General features: G+C 70.3%; 13 protein-coding genes and 1 pseudogene. 8 read left to right on the top strand and 6 right to left on the bottom strand.

Features of this window, described 5'->3' with window-relative positions:
- Positions 1 to 146: 146 nt before the first annotated feature.
- Both PBV52_RS25220 and PBV52_RS25225 read right to left on the bottom strand, forming a co-directional pair.
- Positions 147 to 350 carry a cold-shock protein gene (locus PBV52_RS25220; RefSeq protein WP_030939356.1) on the bottom strand — a complete coding sequence of 68 codons (204 nt, stop codon included), beginning with the start codon at positions 348 to 350 and terminating at the stop codon, positions 147 to 149.
- A 421-nt stretch (positions 351 to 771) separates the two neighbouring features.
- Complete coding sequence (locus PBV52_RS25225; RefSeq protein ID WP_274241277.1) at positions 772 to 1,989, bottom strand: Ig-like domain-containing protein; 1,218 nt, start codon at positions 1,987 to 1,989, stop codon at positions 772 to 774.
- A 214-nt stretch (positions 1,990 to 2,203) separates the two neighbouring features.
- Between PBV52_RS25225 and PBV52_RS25230 the strand changes: the two genes are divergently transcribed.
- The 5 genes from PBV52_RS25230 to PBV52_RS25250 are packed head-to-tail and all read left to right on the top strand — an operon-like array spanning position 2,204 to position 7,893.
- Positions 2,204 to 3,415 (top strand): peptidoglycan bridge formation glycyltransferase FemA/FemB family protein, encoded by a 1,212-nt coding sequence (locus PBV52_RS25230; protein WP_274241278.1) that lies wholly within the window; start codon positions 2,204 to 2,206, stop codon positions 3,413 to 3,415.
- 8 nt (positions 3,416 to 3,423) lie between these two features.
- On the top strand, positions 3,424 to 5,028 hold the full coding sequence (murJ, locus tag PBV52_RS25235) for a murein biosynthesis integral membrane protein MurJ (RefSeq protein ID WP_274241279.1): 1,605 nt from the start codon (positions 3,424 to 3,426) through the stop codon (positions 5,026 to 5,028).
- Positions 5,029 to 5,060: 32 nt separating this feature from the next.
- Positions 5,061 to 5,744 carry a response regulator transcription factor gene (locus PBV52_RS25240; RefSeq protein WP_274241280.1) on the top strand — a complete coding sequence of 228 codons (684 nt, stop codon included), beginning with the start codon at positions 5,061 to 5,063 and terminating at the stop codon, positions 5,742 to 5,744.
- A complete protein-coding gene (locus tag PBV52_RS25245) occupies positions 5,741 to 7,219 on the top strand; it encodes a HAMP domain-containing sensor histidine kinase (protein WP_274241281.1) in 1,479 nt (492 codons plus the stop codon). Before PBV52_RS25240 ends, PBV52_RS25245 begins: the two co-directional genes overlap by 4 nt.
- A complete protein-coding gene (locus PBV52_RS25250; protein WP_274241282.1) occupies positions 7,216 to 7,893 on the top strand; it encodes a hypothetical protein in 678 nt (225 codons plus the stop codon). The genes PBV52_RS25245 and PBV52_RS25250 overlap by 4 nt, the downstream gene beginning before the upstream one ends.
- Here PBV52_RS25250 and PBV52_RS25255 read toward each other — a convergent pair.
- From PBV52_RS25255 to PBV52_RS25270, 4 genes are all read right to left on the bottom strand, one after another.
- Positions 7,866 to 8,639 (bottom strand): polysaccharide deacetylase family protein, encoded by a 774-nt coding sequence (locus PBV52_RS25255; protein ID WP_274241283.1) that lies wholly within the window; start codon positions 8,637 to 8,639, stop codon positions 7,866 to 7,868. The two genes, PBV52_RS25250 and PBV52_RS25255, sit on opposite strands and share 28 nt — an antisense overlap.
- 201 nt (positions 8,640 to 8,840) lie before the next feature.
- Positions 8,841 to 9,194, bottom strand: a complete 354-nt coding sequence (locus PBV52_RS25260; RefSeq protein ID WP_274241284.1) for a VOC family protein — start codon at positions 9,192 to 9,194, stop codon at positions 8,841 to 8,843.
- Positions 9,195 to 9,297: 103 nt separating this feature from the next.
- Complete coding sequence (locus PBV52_RS25265) at positions 9,298 to 12,351, bottom strand: FG-GAP-like repeat-containing protein (protein ID WP_274241285.1); 3,054 nt, start codon at positions 12,349 to 12,351, stop codon at positions 9,298 to 9,300.
- Positions 12,352 to 12,541: 190 nt separating this feature from the next.
- Positions 12,542 to 13,876, bottom strand: a complete 1,335-nt coding sequence (locus tag PBV52_RS25270) for a phosphatase PAP2 family protein (RefSeq protein ID WP_274241286.1) — start codon at positions 13,874 to 13,876, stop codon at positions 12,542 to 12,544.
- 420 nt (positions 13,877 to 14,296) lie between these two features.
- Between PBV52_RS25270 and PBV52_RS25275 the strand changes: the two genes are divergently transcribed.
- The 3 genes and pseudogenes from PBV52_RS25275 (at position 14,297) to PBV52_RS51800 (ending at position 16,322) form a co-directional block, all read left to right on the top strand.
- Positions 14,297 to 15,694 carry a M1 family metallopeptidase gene (locus PBV52_RS25275; RefSeq protein WP_274241287.1) on the top strand — a complete coding sequence of 466 codons (1,398 nt, stop codon included), beginning with the start codon at positions 14,297 to 14,299 and terminating at the stop codon, positions 15,692 to 15,694.
- A 27-nt stretch (positions 15,695 to 15,721) separates the two neighbouring features.
- Positions 15,722 to 15,895, top strand: a pseudogene (locus PBV52_RS51795) (DNA-formamidopyrimidine glycosylase family protein); the annotation flags it as partial.
- 202 nt (positions 15,896 to 16,097) lie between these two features.
- Positions 16,098 to 16,322 carry a zinc finger domain-containing protein gene (locus tag PBV52_RS51800; protein ID WP_373921903.1) on the top strand — a complete coding sequence of 75 codons (225 nt, stop codon included), beginning with the start codon at positions 16,098 to 16,100 and terminating at the stop codon, positions 16,320 to 16,322.
- The last annotated feature ends 236 nt before the right edge of the window (positions 16,323 to 16,558 follow it).

The raw sequence follows: 16,558 nt of genomic DNA on the forward strand, positions 1-16,558 counted from the left end.
AGGAATTCCCGCAGCAGATGAGCGGCGCAGAGAATCGCGAGAACGAGCCAAAGACGATGTGTGCTGCGCCCTGAAATGCAGCGAGCTGGGGCCCGCACCCCAAGGTGCGGGCCCCAGCTGCGAAGTATGCGCGTCGGCGCCAGGTGTCAGGCGGGAACGATGTTCTCGGCCGTCGGGCCCTTCTGGCCCTGCGCGATGTCGAAGGACACCTTCTGGCCTTCCTGCAGCTCGCGGAAGCCCTGGGCGGCGATGTTCGAGTAGTGGGCGAAGACGTCGGGGCCGCCGCCGTCCTGCTCGATGAAGCCGAAGCCCTTTTCCGCGTTGAACCACTTCACGGTGCCAGTAGCCATGTCATTTCTCCTTCGGAGGCGGTTTCAGGAATTCACCCTGTGCGAATTCCGTGTCGCCGTGCTGATTAACCCGTCGGAAATGAACCTTCTGGCAACCACACCTGCAACTGAGATCGACAGTAGCACGGTGCGATCGGCCCTGCACGGTCGATAATTCCGCTCCGGCTGGCGATCGAGGAATACTCGCCGGGCGCCGCGTCTATTTCTCATTTCACGGGCACAGATTTTGCCCTCCGCGGGCGCCGCCTTCCAGCCGTGCACTTCCCTCCACAGCCCTGTGACCTCCGGCGACGGGAGATGTACCGCTGCCACGGGCGTCGGCGGACGGCGCGGTGGCGAACGCCCCGAAAGTCCACTACCGCGAGGAAGGTCACATTCCCGCGACGAGCGTGGCGGCACGGGAGGCGCCCGCCACGACCGCTCAGCGCAGCGCGCTCTTGTGCTGCCACTCGGTCCACGAGAGGTTCCACGCACCGAAGCCGTTCCCCGGCGCGACCACGCCCTTGGTGTCCTTGCCGGTGATCTCGAACGGGTCGCCCGGCCGCACCTGCCCGTAGAACCAGGACGCGTTGGCGTCGCTCATTCCTATGCATCCGGAACTGTGGTTGGCGTTGCCGAAGTAGCGGGCGTTCCACGGGGCGGCGTGCGCGTACATGCCCGACCAGGTCAGGCGCATCGAGTAGTCGACCATCTTGTCGTAGGCGTCGCCCAGGCCCACCGTCTCGGAGTTCATGTTGATCGTGCCCTCCTTGGCCATGAGCACGGCGGTTCCGCGCCAGGAGCGCTTGTCACCGCCGGGCGTGCCGCCGGAGACCGGTATGCGCCGTACCGTCTCGCCGTCCCGTACGAGTCTGAGCTGGTGGCTGTCGAGGTCGACCTTGACGATCTGCTGGGCGCCGACGGTGAAGGTGGTCGTGTAGTCGCGTACGAACCAGCCGCCGTCCGGGCCCGAGTCGGTGCCGTTCAGCTCGGCGTTCAGCGTGACCTTGGTTCCGGGCTTGAAGTACGCCTTGGGCCGCCAGTCCACCCGGTCCCTGCCCGAGAAGTCGCGTATCCAGCCCCAGGAGCCCTCGGTGCCGTTCGAGGTGGTGATCTTGAGCTGCTTCTCGACCTCGGCCCGGTTCTTGACCGGATTGTCGAAGACCAGGGAGATCGGCTGGGCGACGCCGACGGTGGCGCCGGCGCCCGGTCGCCAGTCGACCTTGTTGACCTTGTCCGCCGGAGCCGTGCTGAAGGCGGCCTTGGTGTTTTTTGCGGTTCCGCCCTCGGTCCGGGTCGCCGCCGTCACCTTGTACGACACGCCGGGTACGGCCTTGCGGTCGGAGACCCACGACCGGCCGTCGGCGGCGACCTTGCCGGCGAGCCGGTGGCCCTCGGCGTCGGTGACGGTCACCGAGGTGAGCCTGCCGCCCGAGGCCGTGACCTTCACGGGCTCGCCCGCCGGGACCCGTTCTCCCGTGGGCGTGACGGTGACCGTGACAGGACGGTCGTCGGCGCTGGGCTTCACCTTGGCGTCCGGGGCGCCGGTGGAGCCGCTCGACGAGCAGGCGGCGAGCGGCGCCAGCAGGGCGGCCGCGGCGGCGGCCATGACGGCGGCCCGGACACGGGCATGGGCGAGTACACGGATGCGCGACAACATGACCTCCGAGAAGGACGAGAGTGGGGTGGGCGAGTCGGCGATGTCGTGACTGTAGAGCCGGAAAACCCGAGGTCAGCCGCTATGGAGCTATGTGACGGCGACTGGTGAGGAACGGTCATGGTCCGGTCACATTCGCCGGACGGAGCGGTCATGGACCGCTGTGAGCCTCCTTTGTGTCCCCGCGACAGCCCGGGGAGAAGGAGAGGCTCAGACTGTGTCAGCGCTGCTCGTGCCGCCCAGCCGCGTGTGCCAAGCACGGGACCGGGGCGTGGCCCTGCGCCCCATCACCGCGGAGACCTACCGCGCCTTCCTCGCCACCCCCGACGGCGCCGCGCTCGGCGCCGGTTTCCTGCAGTGCCCGTCCTGGGCCGACGTCAAGGAGGGCTGGCGCGCCCAACTGCTCGGCTGGGGGCCGGATCCGGAGGCGGGCGCACTGAGGGGCGTGGCCCTGGTGCTGCTGCGGCAACTGCCCGGCACCCGCAAGTACTTCGCCTACCTCCCCGAAGGGCCCGTCGCCGACTGGAGCGACCCCGATATCGACGGCTGGCTCGGTCCGCTCCTTGAACACCTGCGCCGCGCGGGCGCCTTCGCCGTGCGCATCGGCCCGTCGCCCGCCTACCGGCGCTGGGACGCCGCCCTGCTCAAGCCGCTCACCGGCCCGGGCCGACGCCTGGGCGACGTCCTCGCCAGTGAGGTCGACCCGCTCGGCACCGCCGTATCCGAGCGGCTGCGGGCCCGGGGCTGGCGCCGCTGCGGTGGTGACGGGACCGGAGGGGGCGGGACCGGAGGGGACGGGGACGCCCAGCCCCGGCACGTCTTCCACGTGCCGCTCGCCGGACGCACCACCGAGGACCTGTGGTCCGGGCTCAACCAGGAATGGCGGCGCAATGTCCGCCGAGCCCAGAAGGAGGGCGTCGAGGTGGTGGTGGGCAGCGCGGCCGAACTCCCCGAGTTCTACCGGCTGCTGGGCATCACCGAGCGACGCGACGGGTTCCGGCTCGGCCGCTCGCTCGCCTACTACGAGCGTCAGTACGCGGCGCTCAACGCCGAGGAACCGGGCCGGATGAAGCTGTACCTCGCCCGTCACCAAGGAGAGATCCTGGCCGCCCACACGATGATCACGGTGGGCCGCCGGGCCTGGTACCAGACCGGCGCCTCGGCCGACCACCGTCGCGAGGTCCGGCCCTCCAACGCCCTGCAGTGGCGGATGCTGTTGGACGCCCACGCCCTCGGCGCCGACGTCTACGACATGCGCGGGGTACCCTCCACTCTCGATCCTGAAGAACGTGCGTTCGGACTGCTGCGGTGGAAGCTCGGCACCGGAGGACAGGTCGTCGAGACGTTGGGGGAATGGGAGAGAGCCTTGGGCGGCAGCGCCAACCACACGCTTTACCGCGCCTTCCAGGCGTACCTGAACCGCCGATGAAGCAGCAGATGACGAAGGAGGCCTCTGCGGCTTCCTCCGCGGCGCGCGGCACTGCCGTCATGGCCGCCGGATCCATCGTCGGCCGGGCCACCGGTTTCGCCCGCTCCGCCGTGGTCGCGGCAGCGGTGGGCACCATCGGGCCGACCGCCGACGGCTACGCCGTCGGCAACGCCCTGCCCACCATCGTCTACATGCTGCTCCTCGGCGGCGCGTTGAACGCCGTCTTCGTGCCCGAGCTGGTCAAGGCCGCCAAGGAGCACGACGACGGCGGTGCCGCGTACACCGACCGGCTCGTCACCGTCTGCGTGGTCGCCCTGCTGGCGATCACCGCGACCGCGGTGTGGGCGGCCCCCGCGATCGTCGACGCGTACACCGACTACACCGGCCCGCAGGCGGCCATGACCACCGCGTTCGCCCGCTACTGCCTGCCCCAGATCTTCTTCCTCGGCCTGTTCACGCTGCTCGGGCAGGTACTCAACGCACGGGGCCGGTTCGGCGCGATGATGTGGGCGCCGGTCCTGAACAACGTCGTCGTCATGACCGTCTTCGGTCTCTACCTGGCCCTGGCCATGGGGCGAGGGGACACCCTCACCGCGACCGAGACCGCCGTGCTCGGCTGGGGCACGACCGCCGGTATCGCCGTCCAGGCCCTCGCCCTCGTCCCCGCACTGCGCGCCGCCCGCTTCCGCTGGCGGCCCCGCTTCGACTGGCGCGGCAGCGGACTGACCCGCCCCCTGCGCTCGGCCGGCTGGCTGGTGCTGCTGGTGCTGGCCAACCAGGCCGCCTACTGGGTCACCACCCGGCTGGCGACGACCGCGGGCCTCGACGGCGGCCCCGGATACGGCGCGTACAACAACGCGTATGCCCTGTGGGTCGTACCGCACGGCATCATCACGGTCTCCGTGGTGACCGCGCTGATGCCCCGGATGAGCGCGGCCGCCGCCGACGGGGACACCGCCGCCGTACGGCGCGACGTCTCGCACGCCCTGCGCGTCTGCGCCTCGGCGGTCGTACCCGCCGCCTGCGCGCTGCTCGCCCTCGCCCATCCGGTGATGGCCCTCGTCTTCGGATACGGCAGAACCAGCGCCGCCGACACGGCCGCCATGGCCGGGATCCTGATGGCCTTCGCGCCGGGACTCATCGCCCTGTCGGGCCAGTACGTCCTGTCCCGCGCCTTCTACGCGCTCTCCGACACCCGTACGCCGTTCCTGCTCAACCTCGTGATCGTCGCCCTCAACGCGGGAGCGTCCCTGGCCGCCGCGCACCTGCTGCCGGCGCGCTGGGCCGTGACGGGCATGGCGGCGGCGTACTCGCTGGCGCTGTGCGCGGGCTGGGCGGTGACCGGGCGGGTGCTGAGCCGCCGGCTCGCCGTCGCCCGCCCCCTGCGCTCGTCCGCCGTCGGCGCTCACGCGCGGCTGCTGCTCGCTGCCGTCCCCGCCACCGCGCTGGGCCACCTCGCGGCTCTGGGCGCGGGACGGGCGGGCGCCCTGGCCGCCGCAACTGCCGGCGCGGCCGCCGTCGTCCTCACCTTCGCCCTGCTCGCCCGTCCGCTGCGACTCGCCGAACTCGACGCGCTGCTCTCCGGCGTGCGCCGGCGAGTGTCCCGGACCTGACCGACCTGACCATCACCGAGGGAGAACCGCCGATGCCCCGCGTGCTCCTCATCGAGGACGACCCGTCCGTACGCGAGGGGGTCGAACTCGGTCTGCGCCGCCGTGGCCACGAGGTACGGGTGGCCGCGACCGGCGAGGCCGGCCTCGCCGCGCTGGCCGAATTCCGCCCCGATCTGCTGTTGTTGGACCTGATGCTGCCCGGAATGAACGGCGTGCAGGTCTGCCGGCAGGTCCGCGAGCGCAGCCAGCTGCCGATCATCATGCTCACCGCGCGCGGCGACGACTTCGACGTGGTCATCGGCCTGGAAGCCGGTGCCGACGACTACATCGTCAAGCCCGCCCGCACCGAGGTGATCGAGGCCCGGATCCGTGCCGTACTGCGCCGCCTGGACGACGGCGGCGCGGGCCGCCCGGCCATCGAGGTCTACGGCGCACTCACCATCGACCGGGTCGGACTGACCGTCACCAAAGCCGGCCGGCCGCTCGCGCTCGCTCCCTCGGAGCTCAAGCTCCTGCTGCACCTCTCCGCCGCCCCTGAGCAGGTGTTCAGCAGGCAGCAACTGCTGGAGCACGTCTGGGACCACAGCTACCACGCCGACGCCCGGCTGGTCGACGCGTGCGTCGCCCGTCTGCGCGGCAAGATCGAGGACGAGGCCGGCGGCCCCCGCTACGTCCAGACGCTGCGGGGCTTCGGCTACCGCTTCGGGCCGCTGTGAGCTCGGACCCCGCCCCGGGCCGGTCGCGGGTCAGGGCGTTCGGGCTGCGTACGCGGCTGTTGCTCGCCTTCCTGCTGGTCGCCGGCGTCAGCGCCGGCACGACGGCCGCGCTGACCTACCGTGAGGCCCGCAACGCGATGCTGGAGACCGCCCAGGACACGGCGGTCTCGTCATTCCGTGACCACGTCCAGCAGACGGGCTTCTCCCTGCCCGTGCAGGGGGAGGGCCTGGAGGAGGTCCTGCGGGACATCGCCCGCAAGGGCAAGCCGCACCCCTGGGTGGTGTTCGCCGAGTACGGTTCGATCCGCGCCTCCTCGGGCGAGAACCCCGTCTCCACCGTCATCACACCCGAACTGCGCCGCGCCGCGCGGGCCAACCCCCACGGCAGCTTCGAGCGGGTCGTCAAGGACGGCGTCCCCTACCTGACCATCGCCATGCCCACCGTCTTCAAGGCGAGCCCGGACAGCCTGCTGCCCAGCGGACTCGTCCTCTACGCCGTCATGCGGATGACCGACGAGCAGGTCAACGTCGACGCCCTCCTCATGGCCGCCCGGGACGGCGCCCTGCCCGGCCTCGCCGTCGCGCTGATACCCGCCCTGCTCGCCGCACGCAGCGTGCTGCGCCCGGTGCGGGAACTGCGCCAGGCGGCCCGGAGCATGGGCAGTGGCAGACTCGACACCCGGATCCCGGTGCGGGGCAGCGACGAACTCGCGGACCTGGCACGCACCTTCAACGAGTCCGCGGGCCAACTGGAGCGCTCCGTGCGGGAACTGCGCGAGGCCGAGGAGCGCGCTCGCCGTTTCGCCTCCGACGTCTCGCACGAACTGCGCACCCCCCTCGCCGGAATGCTCGCCGTCACCGAGGTCCTCGACGAGGACGCCGACGGCCTGGACGCCGACACCGCGCGGGCCGTGCGGCTGGTCAGCGCGGAGACCGGAAAGCTCGCCGTGCTCGTCGAGGACCTGATGGAGATCTCCCGCTTCGACGCACGCGCGGCCGAACTGAACGCCGACGAGGTCGACGTGGCCGAGGCGATCCGCAAGACCCTCCACAACCGGCACTGGACCGACGACCGGGTCCGCACCGAACTCCCCGACGGCATCCGCGCCCGGCTGGACCCCCGCCGCTTCGACATCGTGATCGCCAACCTCGTGGGCAACGCCCTGCGGCACGGCAGCGCGCCCGTCACCGTACGCCTGCGCACCGAGGCACGCTCCCCGGGCACGCCCGTGCTGATCAGCGAGGTCATGGACAGCGGCCCCGGCATCCGCCCCGAAGCGCTCCCGCACATCTTCGACCGCTTCTACAAGGCCGACGCGGCCCGCACCCGCTCGGCGGGCAGCGGCCTGGGACTGGCGATCACACAGGAGAACGTGAAGCTGCACGGCGGAACGATCCGCGCGGGGAACCAGCCCGGGGGCGGTGCCGTCTTCACCGTCGAGATACCGCTTCACGCGGAGGAGGCCGGCGGATGAGGCGTGCGCGGACGCGCCGACGTGCGGCCGCCGTTGCCGTTGCCGTCGCCGTCGCGGCGGTGACCGTACCGCTGCTCGGTGGCTGCGGTATCCAGGAGACCGACGTCATCGAGGCGGGCGGTCCCGCCTCCATCCAGGCCTTCCTCGACCGCGACTACGACATGCTGCTCTTCTTCCGTTCCCCCGACGGAGGCCTGAGCCCCGTGATCCGGACGACCGGGCCCTCGTCCGCGTTCGGTCCCGGATACGTCGAGTCGGGCTCCGGAGACCAGAAGCCCGGCGACACGGCTGGACCGGTGCCGACGGAGAAGGTCGTCATGGCGTTGCTCCACGGCCCACGGAAGGAAGACCGAGCCGCCGGCCTGGGCACCTCCCTTCCCGCCGCCCGCCCCGGCGGGACCGTCGAGGTCGAGCGCTCCCCGGGCGGCAGGGTCACGACCCGCCTGCCCCTCGCCCTGGCGGGCCTGGACAGCACTGCCCTGCGCCAGCTGACCTGCACGATCGCCTACAGCCAGGACGCCGACGGCCAGGTCGTCGTGGAGCTCACGGGACAGGACGGGGCATCGAGATCCGGCACCTGCGGCCTCGCCCCCGGCAACACCGGGACCACAGGCACGCAGACCGAGACCCGGGGCATGGCCGGGGCTCAGCGCACCGGGAAGCCGAAGGAGTAGCCCTGCTCCTTGAGCCGGGGGAGGATTCGGCGCAGGGCCTCGACGGTCTGTGAGCGGTCGCCTCCCGCGTCGTGGAAGAGGAGCGTCGGCCCGCCCGGCAGCTCGCGCTCGACGGTGGCGACGATGGCGTCCGTGCCCGGCTGTTCGAAGTCCTTGGTGTCCACGTTCCAGCCCAGCGGGCGCATGCCCCGGGAGGCGGCGAGCGTGCGGCTGTAGGGGGTGAAGGCCCCGCCGGGCGCCCGGTAGTACATCGGCCGTACGCCCCCGGACGCCTCGGTGATCATCCGCTCGGCGTCGAGTATCTGCTGCGACTGGTAGGCCTGGGACTTCTTGTCCATGGTGGTGTCGTGCGACACCGAGTGGTCGCACAGCCGGTGCCCGGCCGCGACCACCTTCTTCACGAGGTCCGGGTGGGCCTGGGCCTGCGTCCCCACCATGCAGAACGTGGCCTTCACCCCGTACTCCCGCAGCACGTCGAGCACTTGGGGGGTCCACACGGGGTCGGGCCCGTCGTCGATGGTGATGTTGACGCCGCGCGCCCCCGCGTCCGACGCATGCACGATGGTCACCGCGACCGGCTTGACGTCACTGCCAGGCGTGGCCGACGCCGCCGCCTTCGGCGACGAGCCGCCCACGGCACCCGCCTGCGCGGCCCACACCGAGGCACCGGCGGCGAGCATCGTCACCCCGAGCGCCGCCCCGACCACCTTGCCGTACCAGCCCCGCCCGCCGCCGTGCCGTGCCATGTCCGCCCCGCCTTCGCGCAGTTCCTCGCCGATCCTCGATCGCCTTGCGATCACCTGGCAGGACGAGGGGCGGCGGCCACGGGATGCGCCCGTTACCGATCACGGACAATCCCGGGGGCGTTCGCGGACAACTCGGCGAGCAGCGTCAGTCGGACACTCGGCTCCGGGCCTTTTGCTGCTGTGCCGGTGTCTCAGGGAGCGTTACTGGCTCCGTTGGCCAAGGATGCAGAACTCGTTGCCCTCGGGGTCTGCCATGACAACCCACGGCTGGTCACCCTGGCCGATGTCGACACGCTTCGCGCCATGAGCCTCAAGGCGGGCCACCTCGGCCGCCTGGTCATCGGGTACGAAGTCGAGATGCAGCCGGCTCTTGCCCTGCTTGCTCTCCTCCAGCAGGACGAACTCCAACCCCGGCCCGCGATCCTGCTCCGGGCGGATCGCGAACTCCACATCAGAGGTATAGACCACAATCCAGCCAAGAGCCTCGGCCCACCACCGGCCCAGGGCCGCCGGATCTGCCGAGTGAACGATTACGTGTCGCCATTCCAAGGTCATCGGCCGATCCTAGAGCTGCCAGGGCTCGCGTCGAAGGGTGTCGTCGGCACGGGCCCGGACGAACCACGGCGTCCGGGCCCGCGGGGCGGTGGCGAAGGCAGGCTCAGAACAGGCCCTTGTACCCCTGCCAGCCGGTGGCGATCTTCGTACGGCCGCCGAAGGAGCCCTTGCCATCGCCGTTGTTGCGCCAGACGGTGCCGGAGGTGTCGCGGGCGACGATGTCGGCTCTGCCGTCGCCGGTGATGTCGCCCACGCCCACGACCACGTTGTACGACGGGCCCCAGTCGTTGAAGAGCTTCACGCGGCTCTTGAACGTGCCGGTCGCGGTGCCGTCGTAGCGCCACAGCTCGTTCGACTTGTCCTGCGCCAGCAGGTCGCCGTAACCGTCGCCGTTGAGGTCACCCGCGCCCACGATCTTCTTGTAACCCGTCCACGCGGAGGCGATCTTCACCTTGGTGGCGAGCTTGCCCGTGCTCGTCGCCTTGTAGAGGTAGACGTCGCCGGTCGAGGACTGGCGGGCGATCAGGTCGGCCCGGCCGTCACCGCTGATGTCCCCGGGCGAGGTCAGCACGTCGTACTGGTTCCAGCCCGTGCCCAGGGAGGTGTACGCGGTGGAAGGCGTCACCGCCGCCCCGCACGCGGGCCGGTAGGCGCGCAACGCGCCGCTGCTGAACCGTACGAGCACGTCGTTGCACCGGTCCCCGCTCAGGTCGCCGAAGGGCACCGCCTTCACGGTCGTCGGCCAGCCGGAGCCCGTCCGCTTCCCGGTGAACGTTCCCTGCCCCGTCCCGTACTGGTACGTCAGCCCGCCCGAGCCGTTCAGCGTCACCAGCTCGCCGAAGCCGTCCGACCCGACGAAGTCCCGCCACGCCGCTGCCGCGCCGGTGACCTTCACCGTCCCCGTCTTCGCCAGCGCCGCGCCCTGCCCGTCCGCCGGGGTGACGGTCAGCTTCCAGGTGTACGCGCCGTTGGGCACCAGGCGGCCGGAGCCGTCCTTGCCGTTCCAGCTCGGGGCCACCACACCGCGCGCCAGACCGCCGGAGAGCGTGCGCACGGCTTTGCCGGCCTTGTTGGTGATCACGAGCGTCGAGGAGGCCGCGGGCTTGTTCAGCCACCACTTCGGGCTCCACTGCGCGGCACCGCCCTTGACGTCGACCGAGGCGGCGACGGTGGCGTCGCGCTGGACGAGGGCGGAGACCGGGACGTCGCCGGCGGTCAGACGGATGCTGTTGTCGGAGCGGAGCTGGGCGATCACGCCGGTGTACGGGTCGACGTCCCAGGCGTTGCCCTCGAACGTCCCGGCGGTGTGCGCCACGGGCGTCCCGCCGCGCACGTCGATCACCTTGAGCTGCCCGTCCTCGACGTTCGCGACGAAGCCGTCGCCGAGCTGCGGCTGCCCGAAGTCGTCGCCCGACACGAGCGTCAGGTTGCGATCGGTGACGGTGTCGTAGACGCCCATGCCCTCGGAGTCGAGGACGCAGCTCCACAGCAGCCACCGGCCGACCGCCTGGAAGTCGTTCAGCAGGCAGCCGCGCCCGAACGACACCCAGTCGACCTCCTTTCCGGTCAGCAGGTCGACGGCGACCACGGCGTTGTTGCCGGACATCACCCACAGGGTGGTGCCCCATATCGCCCGCACGGTCTCCGTCGTCGTGTACACCGTCCGCCCGGAGTCGAGGTCGACGATCCGGGTCTCGGCCTTGCCGGTGCTGTCCCACGGCCTCATCAGGGCGGCGAAACGGCCGTTCGCGGCGACGGCGGTCTGGTAGGTGCGGGAGCTGTCGATCCTGGTGCCGGGCAGCGACTGGCCGGACGCGAGAAGCTGCGGCTGCTGGGCGGCGCTCGTGCCGAAGCCGGAGACGACCGTCCGGCCGTCGCCGGTGTCGAGGAGACGCGGGCGGCCCTCGGAGTAGTTCTCCAGCGCGAACCGGCCGCGGGTGGTGCGGGTCCCCGCCGTGGGGGAGTCGGCCACGCCGGTCTCACGGGTGTGGAGATACGTCCAGTCACCCACCGGGTCCAGCTCCACGGTGGTCAACCGGCCCTGGGCGAGGGCGAGTTGGGAGACCTTGTGGGCGGCCTTCGCGGGGTACGCGTCCGCGATCCTGCGCACGGTGACCCCACCGCCTGCGGCGGCCTCGATGAGGGAGACGCCCCAGTGGTCCGTGTCGGCGCCGCCCGCGACCAGGAGCCCGCCGTCCGGGGTCGCCACGGCCTCCCGTGACGTCCTGGCCAGCAGCGTCCGCGGCGCGGAGCCGTCGAGGGGGACGGCCTCGACCCGCGAGACCGCGCGGCTGTTGTCGTAGCGGCCCAGGGAGGAGTCGTACCGGGACACGATGACGGTGTCGCCGACCAGGCCCAGCACCTGCGCGATGTCGCCGACCTGTACGGTCCGCACGGCGGCGGCCGGGTCCTGGCGGGAGGCGACGTGCAGGGTGCCGTCGTAGAACCACACCAGGTGGGTGGGGCTGAGCGCGACCAGGTAGTACCACGACTGCACGGTGTACGGCAGGGGGGTGAAGCGAGCCTGCTCGATGTCGAGCCATCCGGTGATCCAGTCGTCGCCCTGGCTGTACCGCACGACCTGTCCGCGCGCGTCACCCAGCCCCGAGGCGGTCCACAGGTTGACGCCGGAGGGGACGCCCTCGACCGTGCGGTCGGTGACGGAACCGTCCGCCTGGGCGTCCAGCAGATGCCACGCGGGGTCGGTGCCCGGGGTTCCCGTCGTGGTGACGACCGTCGACCCGAGCGTGCTGAAGTACCAGTGCCCCTCGGGCAGCGCGACCGTGCTGACCTGACCGGACGTCATGTTCCGCAGTGTCACGGTCATGGCGGAGCTGTCGAAGCGGGACACGACGTCCGAGCCCGCGCCGGCACTCGTGACGCCGTAGGAGTCCGTGGCCGAGGCGTCGACGACCGTGTCGACACCGTCGTACGTCGTCCACAGCTGGCCCCGCCCCTCCTCGTAACGGAGGAACCCCGAGGGCCCCGCGCTCAGCAGACCCGTCCGGGGAACCATGGACGTGGTGGCCGGCACGACCACCTCTCCGGTGACCGTCTCCCCATACGCACTGCCGGCCGTCAGCGGGCCGAACCCGAGGGCGAGCGTGAAGGAAACAGCGGCGGCGGTGGCGCCTCGTACGAGCGCACGTCTGCCCATGCAGGACCTCTCCGGGGGCGGTAGGCGAAGGCTTGGAGAGACATGTGCGCACGCGGTCGAGCCGCGGGTCATGGACCCACGGCACATATGACGTTCGGACAGCCCCCCCAGGCGAGTGGCGGGATCCTAGCATTTTGCCTGCGCATGACTTATGGATGGCCCGCAAGAAGACCGCGCCCGAACTGGTTCGTCATGCTGCGTCAGGTTGCGGGCTGTGCGCTTCCCGAGCTGGGCCGGGAGGGTGCGGTTCCGGTTGCCGCGCTGGTGCGGCCTTCGGTTCCCAGAGTTTGGCGGCGCGTACGTAGCCGTAGACCACCGAGGCCATCGCCAGAATGAGAAGTGGTCCGAAAACCCGCGGATGTGCGGCCATCTCCATCGGCACATAGCGATAGCACACCAAGAGCGAAGCGAAGACCACTGTGCCGTGGGTGACCAGCTGAATTCCTGACCGGTCCCAGCCGTGTTGGTGCGAGCGCAGCGCTGCCTCGATCGTGAGCGCGAAGACCACGCCGGCAACGAGATCCACGCCGTAGTGGTAGCCGAAGCCGAGTGTCGCGGCGAGCGTGGCGACCAGCCAGAACGTGCCGGCGTAGCGCAGAAGCCGTGGGCCCTTGCGGGTATGGACGAAGATCGCGGTGGCCCACGCCGTGTGCAGGCTGGGCATGCAGTTGCGGGGGGTGATCTCGTCGTACGGCATCGGGTGCGGGACATTGATCGGCGGGGGTGTGTGGGGCCACAGGTTGGCCAGCGCCCAGTGCACGCCGCCGGTTCCGGAGGCGCCGGGGCCGTAGGCGAAGACCGGTCCGACCACCGGGAAGATCATGTAGAAGGCCGGTCCGAGGAGGCCGATGACCAGAAAGGGACGCACCAGGTGATGGCTCGGGAAGCGGAGCTCGGCCGCCACGTTGCGCAGCTGGTACAGCGCGACGACGACGGCGGCCACCGCGAGCTGGGCGTAGACGTACTGGAGGACATGGGTGCCGATCGGGCCGGTGGCCGCGAGGATCCGGCCCGCCAGCCATGACGGGTTGCCCAGTGCCTGGTCGGCGGTTGCCACGTACGGGTCGAGCACCGCCGGGCGGGTCTTCGACGTGATCAGCAGCCAGGTGTCGCCCGTCTTGCGGCCGGCCACGAGCAGCAGGCCCAGCCCGACGCCCTTCAGCAGCAGGACACGTTCCTGGCCGGTGCGGCGTGTGATAGCGAGGACCACACACCCCAACATCACCCACAACGCGCCGCTGCCGAAGAAATGGCCGTCGGGCACCTTGGCGTCGACCGCCCACCGTCCCAGTAGGAAGACGAGGTCGATGCCGATCGCGACACCGGCCGCGATGAACCGTTGCCGCCAGGTGAGCACCACCATCATCAACGCCATACCGGCATACAGCGGACCCGGCTTGGGGGCGAATATCAGGTCTTTCGCCTGACTGGTCAGCGGCCCCGGTATGCCGCAGCAGCGACGCGCGCCGATCTCCAGCGCGATGAGGAGGCCGAGTGCCACCACACCCGCCGTGCCCCACAGCATCGCCCGTGGTTGACGCCGTGCGGCGAGCGTAATTCTGTTACTTATTCGCGAAAATGCCCGCGATGGTATGGATGTCAATTGCCTGGCGCCGATTTGTAGTCAACCAGGCCACTTTTCGCGCTGGATGGCATGGTTTTCTGTTTCCCGCTGTCCCTGCTGTCCCTGCTGTCCCTGCTGTCCCCGCTGTCCCTGCTGTCCCCGCTCGCAGCCGAAGGCCGGTGACCAGCGCGGCCCGCGCGCTCCACCATCATTGATCACGGCCGTGACCATGTCAGCCGGAAGAAGTGTAAAGAAACTTTTACCAACTATGGGGCAACCAAGAGGCAACGCAGGGTTTCTGACGTCCCGCGTCCCCCGATCGATTGGAGACACGAGATGCGTCTGTCCGGCTGGGTTCCGGCTGCGGCACTTCTCCTGGCCATGACGACCTCCTGCACCAGCTCCTCGTCGGTGGACGGTGCCGCCGCGGACTCGAAGCCCGGCGCGGCCGGGTTGGGTGATCGGCTGTTTCCCGCACTCGGCAATGGCGGCTACGACGTGGCGCATTACGGGCTGACCCTGGACTACGTGCCCGAGACCAACCGTCTGAAGGGCACGGCTGTCATCACGGCGCGCGCCACGCAGGACCTGAGCCGCTTCAACCTCGACCTGTCAGGGCTGCGGGTACGCCTGGCCACGGTGCAGGGCGCGAAGGCCCGATATGCGCGGGAGAAGGACGAGTTGCTGGTGACACCGGCGAAGCCGGTCAAGGACGGCGAGATCTTCAGGACGGTCGTCACCTACGACGGCACCCCCCGCACGATCGAGAACGACGACGGAAGCCTGGAAGGCTGGATCGAGACCGATGACGGCGCGACCGCCCTCGGCCAGCCTGCCGGTTCCATGACCTGGTTCCCGGGCAACCACCACCCCTCGGACAAGGCCACGTACGACATCACGGTCACCGTGCCCAAAGACGAGGACGGCGACCCCTACGACGTGGTCAGCAACGGCGAACTGACCAAGGAGGAGGACAAGGGTGAGACGGTGACCCGGCACTGGCGCACCGAAGAGCCCATGGCCAGCTACCTCGCGAACGTCTCCGTCGGCTACTTCGAGGTCCACAAGGGCCGGACCGACGCCGACCTGCCCGTCTACGTCGCCATCGACCCCGACGAGTCCGAAGGCGCCGAAGACGCCGAAGGCGCCGCAGACGTCAAAGACCTGGTGCCCGAGATCGTCGGCTGGGCGAGCGAACGCTTCGGTCCCTACCCCTTCTCCTCCACCGGCGCCATCGTCGACCACCTGCCCGAGCTCGACTACGCCCTGGAGACCCAGACCAAGCCCTACTTCGATGAGGCGCCGGACGAGACGCTGCTCGTGCACGAGCTGGCGCACCAGTGGTTCGGCAACTCCGTCACCCCGCGCAAGTGGAAGGACATGTGGCTCAACGAGGGCATGGCCACCTACGCGGAGTGGCTCTGGGAGGAGGAGCGGGGCGGCAGGACCACCGACGAGATCTTCGAGGACTTCTACGACGGCACGGACTCCGAGAGCGAGTACATCTGGGCCTTCCCTCCGGCCGATCCTCCCAGCGCGGCACGCGTCTCCGACCCGCCCGTCTATGGACGCGGCGCCATGGTCGTGCACAAGGTGCGTGAGGCCGTCGGCGACGAGACCTTCTTCGACATCCTCCGCACCTGGACCCGACAGCACCGTCACGGCAACGCCGACACCGCACAGTTCATCGCCCTGTGCGAGGACAAGTCCGGGAAGAACCTGACGAAGCTCTTCGACGCCTGGCTCTTCAACAAGAAGAAGCCGTCCCGGATGCAATGAGAGCGATCCGAGCGCGTGGATCTTCGCGTGAGAGAGGACGCACCCCCGTGCCTGAGCTGCCAGACGTTCACCGAGCCGGAGCGGTACGGGAAGTGGCTGCTCGCGCGCACCGGCGGCCCCACCCTGGTGTTCCACTTCGGTATGACCGGCCGATTGGTGTGCAGCCACCCCGACGACGCGGCCGAGGCGCACGACCGCGTCCTGTTCACTGTCGCCCGCGACCGTCAGCTCCGCTACCGCGACCAGCGCAAGCTCCAGCGCCTCTGGCCGGCCGACGACGAGTCGGAGGTCGCACGGCTCCTGGAACGCCAGGGACCCGACGCGATGGCGGTGAACCGAAAGGAGTTCGAGGCCGCGCCCTGCGCACGCCGCGGCAGTGTCAAAACGGCCCTCACTGCGCCCCATGAACCAGGCGAGCGATCTCACCGAGGCCGACGGCCGTCGCCTGTATACGCACATGCGCCGCACCCTGCGCTCCGCGGTCACCGCCGGCTGCGTCCCGCCGCGGGACTCCTGGCTCACCGGTCACCGCGACGACCCCGCCCCCACCTGCCCGCGCTGCGGCAACTCCCTACGCCGGTCCCGTATGGCAGGCCGCGGCACGGTGTGGTGTCCGCAGTGCCAGTAATACGGACCGAAGGACTCCGGCGCGCCTACGCCCGACGGAGTCGGACGCAGGTCGGCGGCCAGGGCGAGGCGTCGTTCCCGCAGGTAGGTCATGGGCGGCCGGCCGACCAGGGCGGTGAAGTGTCGGGGCAAGTTCTCCGAGTACGCCGACATCGCCGCCCGACGGGGCGTCTGGAGCACCTGAGCTTTTGGCGAGTGCACATCCTCCCGGTGGCGGCGCGCACGCTCTGTTGACGC

It is taken from the genome of Streptomyces sp. T12 (assembly GCF_028736035.1).
GTDB lineage: Bacteria > Actinomycetota > Actinomycetes > Streptomycetales > Streptomycetaceae > Streptomyces.

What these genes read in the sequence shown, in the direction of transcription:
- PBV52_RS25225 (WP_274241277.1), bottom strand. Translation starts at nt 1,989, where the DNA reads ATGTTGTCGCGCATCCGTGTACTCGCCCATGCCCGTGTCCGGGCCGCC.
- PBV52_RS25260 (WP_274241284.1), bottom strand. Translation starts at nt 9,194, where the DNA reads ATGACCTTGGAATGGCGACACGTAATCGTTCACTCGGCAGATCCGGCG.
- PBV52_RS25250 (WP_274241282.1), top strand. Translation starts at nt 7,216, where the DNA reads ATGAGGCGTGCGCGGACGCGCCGACGTGCGGCCGCCGTTGCCGTTGCC.
- PBV52_RS25265 (WP_274241285.1), bottom strand. Translation starts at nt 12,351, where the DNA reads ATGGGCAGACGTGCGCTCGTACGAGGCGCCACCGCCGCCGCTGTTTCC.
- PBV52_RS25270 (WP_274241286.1), bottom strand. Translation starts at nt 13,876, where the DNA reads ATGCTGTGGGGCACGGCGGGTGTGGTGGCACTCGGCCTCCTCATCGCG.
- PBV52_RS25275 (WP_274241287.1), top strand. Translation starts at nt 14,297, where the DNA reads ATGACGACCTCCTGCACCAGCTCCTCGTCGGTGGACGGTGCCGCCGCG.
- PBV52_RS25255 (WP_274241283.1), bottom strand. Translation starts at nt 8,639, where the DNA reads ATGGCACGGCACGGCGGCGGGCGGGGCTGGTACGGCAAGGTGGTCGGG.
- PBV52_RS25240 (WP_274241280.1), top strand. Translation starts at nt 5,061, where the DNA reads ATGCCCCGCGTGCTCCTCATCGAGGACGACCCGTCCGTACGCGAGGGG.
- murJ (WP_274241279.1), top strand. Translation starts at nt 3,424, where the DNA reads ATGACGAAGGAGGCCTCTGCGGCTTCCTCCGCGGCGCGCGGCACTGCC.
- PBV52_RS51800 (WP_373921903.1), top strand. Translation starts at nt 16,098, where the DNA reads ATGAACCAGGCGAGCGATCTCACCGAGGCCGACGGCCGTCGCCTGTAT.
- PBV52_RS25220 (WP_030939356.1), bottom strand. Translation starts at nt 350, where the DNA reads ATGGCTACTGGCACCGTGAAGTGGTTCAACGCGGAAAAGGGCTTCGGC.